Origin of the sequence: Pseudomonas sp., assembly GCF_037994325.1 — a bacterium.
Taxonomy (GTDB): domain Bacteria; phylum Pseudomonadota; class Gammaproteobacteria; order Pseudomonadales; family Pseudomonadaceae; genus Aquipseudomonas.
This window is the reverse complement of the sequence record NZ_JBBNAH010000419.1, coordinates 1-2,935: the sequence shown is the minus strand read 5'-3', so window position 1 is coordinate 2,935 and position 2,935 is coordinate 1. Positions and strand designations below refer to the sequence as shown.

Genomic DNA, 2,935 nt, shown 5'->3' with positions numbered 1-2,935 from the left:
GAATTTGTCCACGCCCTGAACGACAGAGTAGATATCGTACATGCCACCGGAATTCGCGCAGGCGCCCATGGAAATAACCCACTTAGGCTCGAGCATTTGCTCGTACAAGCGCTGAATGACCGGAGCCATTTTTACGAAACAGGTACCTGCGACCACCATGAAGTCCGCCTGGCGTGGTGATGCACGAATTACTTCGGCACCAAAACGGGCGATGTCATGGGGAGCGGTAAACGCGGTAGTCATCTCCACATAGCAGCAGGACAGGCCGAAGTTGTACGGCCAAAGGGAGTTCTTGCGCCCCCAATTCACCGCACCATGCAGCACGTCCTGCAGTTTGCCCATGTAGATGTTTTTGTGAACTTGATCCTCTAGCGGATCGGAAACGGTCTCCCGTTCGCCGATCGGATACTGCTCATTAGGCGCATCCGGGTCGATCCTGGTGAGTTTGTATTGCATCGCCAAAGCCTCATTGTTTTAGCTTCGCCTGCCGCTTGCGACGACCTTCGGGAGCCCAATCAAGAGCACCGATGCGCCATAGGTAGACAAGACCTGCCAACAGAATTGCTATAAAAACTGTAGCTTCTATAAAGCCGGCCCAGCCGCTTTCGCGAACGGACACCGACCAGGCGAAGAGAAAGAGGGCTTCAACGTCAAAGATCACGAACAGCATCGCGACCAAATAGAATTTTGCTGAGAGGCGCAGACGTGCGTTGCCGGTAGGCAACATGCCGGATTCGAATGGCTCATTTTTGCTGCGACCCCAGGCTTTGCTACCGAGCAGGCTGGAGACGCCGAGCATAAAGGCACACAGGCCGATTACACCCAACAGGAAAATGGCAAAGCCCCAGTTGTGGGACATGGTCGCGACGGCTTCAGCAGGCATGCCGGTACTCCTTAAATAAGCATCGGCGAAATCATGGAATGTGGAAGTCGCTGGTTGCAATGCTTAGCCAGCAATCTAATTTTCGTAATTTTATGCGTGTCTGCCTTCGTAAGTAAATTTTTCCTTATAAAAAATTAACTTACGGGCCAACATGTTAGCGCTGCATTTCAGGCAAAGCCCCGTGTGGCGGGGTTTTGGCGCTTTATAGGTCCTTAGTCGTATATCAGCGATTTTGTTGTTTATGACTGCAAAGTTCGCTCTAGATGATAGTCATTGTTATTTGGCGCGACGAACTTCGTATCGAGTTGTGCAGGAACAGGATAGTTGCTGTTTGTGGTTATGCGAGCGGGAAGTAAGGCGGGTACTTTTTTGCGTGATTGTCGGCGTTTTTGTTCGTACAGACGCGGCGTATGTCGCAGCTGGAGTGGGCTTGATCTGGGCTTCGATTTTGGCCGCATAGGCCACGAAAGCTTGGCCTTTTTCCCAGGCTTCTATGGGTATGCTCCGTGGCGTGTGTTGTGCACCGTGGTGATGATCGCGCCCAGCACGCTCTACCTGGCCCAGGGGCGAAGAATTGCGGGCATAAAAAAGGCGAACCGAGGTTCGCCTTTTTTACACCCTAGGCCGAGGCCTAGTGAGCCATTCCGTGAATCAATGGAATTGGTTCATGGTGTTGTCTTTACCGCTTGCCTTCAGAGCGGCTTCGCCAGCGAAGTACTCTTTATGGTTGTCGCCCAGGTCGGAACCGGCCATGTTCTGGTGCTTAACGCAAGCGATGCCTTGACGCAGCTCTTCGCGTTGAACGCCTTTCACGTAAGCCAGCATGCCTTGGTCGGCGAAGTAGCCTTTGGCCAGGTTGTCGGTGGACAGCGCAGCGGTGTGGTAGGTCGGCAGGGTGATCAGGTGGTGGAAGATACCAGCCTGAGCGGAACCGTCGCGTTGGAAGGTGCGGATCTTCTCGTCAGCAACCTGAGCCAGTTCGGTGGCGTCGTAGTCAACGCTCATCAGCTTGGCGCGGTCGTAGGCGGAAACGTCTTTGCCTTCAGCAACGAATGCATCGAACACTTGCTGACGGAAGTTCAGGGTCCAGTTGAAGGACGGGCTGTTGTTGTAGACCAGCTTGGCGTTCGGGATCACTTTGCGGATCTCGTTAACCATGGCAGCGATCTGGCCAACGTGTGGCTTCTCGGTTTCGATCCACAGCAGGTCAGCGCCGTTCTGCAGCGAGGTGATGCAGTCCAGAATGCAGCGAGCTTCGCCGGTGCCAGCGCGGAACTGGAACAGGTTGGAAGGCAGGCGCTTAGGACGCAGCAGTTTGCCGCCACGGTTCAGAACCACGTCACCGTTGTTCAGCTCGGAAGCCGACACTTCTTCGCAGTCCAGGAAGGAGTTGTACTGGTCGCCCAGGTCACCTGGTTGCTTGGTAACAGCGATTTGCTTGGTCAGGCCGGCACCCAGGGAGTCGGTACGGGCAACGATCACGCCGTCGTCCACGCCCAGTTCCAGGAATGCGTAGCGAACTGCGTTGATCTTGGCCAGGAAGTCTTCGTGCGGCACGGTCACTTTGCCGTCTTGGTGACCGCATTGTTTCTCGTCAGAAACCTGGTTTTCGATCTGGATGCAGCAAGCACCGGCTTCGATCATTTTCTTGGCGAGCAGGTAGGTAGCTTCTGGGTTACCGAAGCCTGCGTCGATGTCGGCGATGATTGGCACTACGTGAGTTTCGTAGTTGTCGACCTGAGCTTGGATTTCAGCGGCCTTGGCGCTGTCGCCAGCGGCGCGGGCAGCGTCCAGTGCGGTGAACAGCAGATCCAGCTCACGGGCATCAGCCTGGCGCAGGAAGGTGTACAGCTCTTCGATCAGACCGGAAACGGCGGTCTTCTCGTGCATGGATTGGTCAGGCAGCGGGCCGAAGTCCGAACGCAGTGCCGCAACCATCCAGCCGGACAGGTAGAGGTAGCGCTTGTCGGTAGTCTTCAGGTGCTTTTTGATCGAGATCAGCTTTTGCTGACCGATAAAGCCGTGCCAGCAGCCCAGGGACTGGGTGTAGAC

3 protein-coding genes are annotated in these 2,935 nt (G+C 55.2%); all 3 read right to left on the bottom strand.

Annotated elements, in window-relative coordinates; genetic code table 11:
* A partial coding sequence (nuoB, locus tag AAAB16_RS14245; protein ID WP_340663902.1) for an NADH-quinone oxidoreductase subunit NuoB occupies window positions 1-456 on the bottom strand: 456 nt, incomplete at its 3' end.
* 10 nt (window positions 457-466) lie between these two features.
* Entirely contained in the window at window positions 467-883 is a 417-nt protein-coding gene (locus AAAB16_RS14240) for an NADH-quinone oxidoreductase subunit A (RefSeq protein WP_110614455.1), read from the bottom strand.
* A gap of 651 nt (window positions 884-1,534) precedes the next feature.
* A partial coding sequence (locus AAAB16_RS14235) for an isocitrate lyase (RefSeq protein ID WP_340663901.1) occupies window positions 1,535-2,935 on the bottom strand: 1,401 nt, incomplete at its 5' end.

Bases quoted from the DNA above. Each gene is read 5' to 3' on its own strand.
- AAAB16_RS14240 (WP_110614455.1), bottom strand. From the start codon at position 883: ATGCCTGCTGAAGCCGTCGCGACCATGTCCCACAACTGGGGCTTTGCC.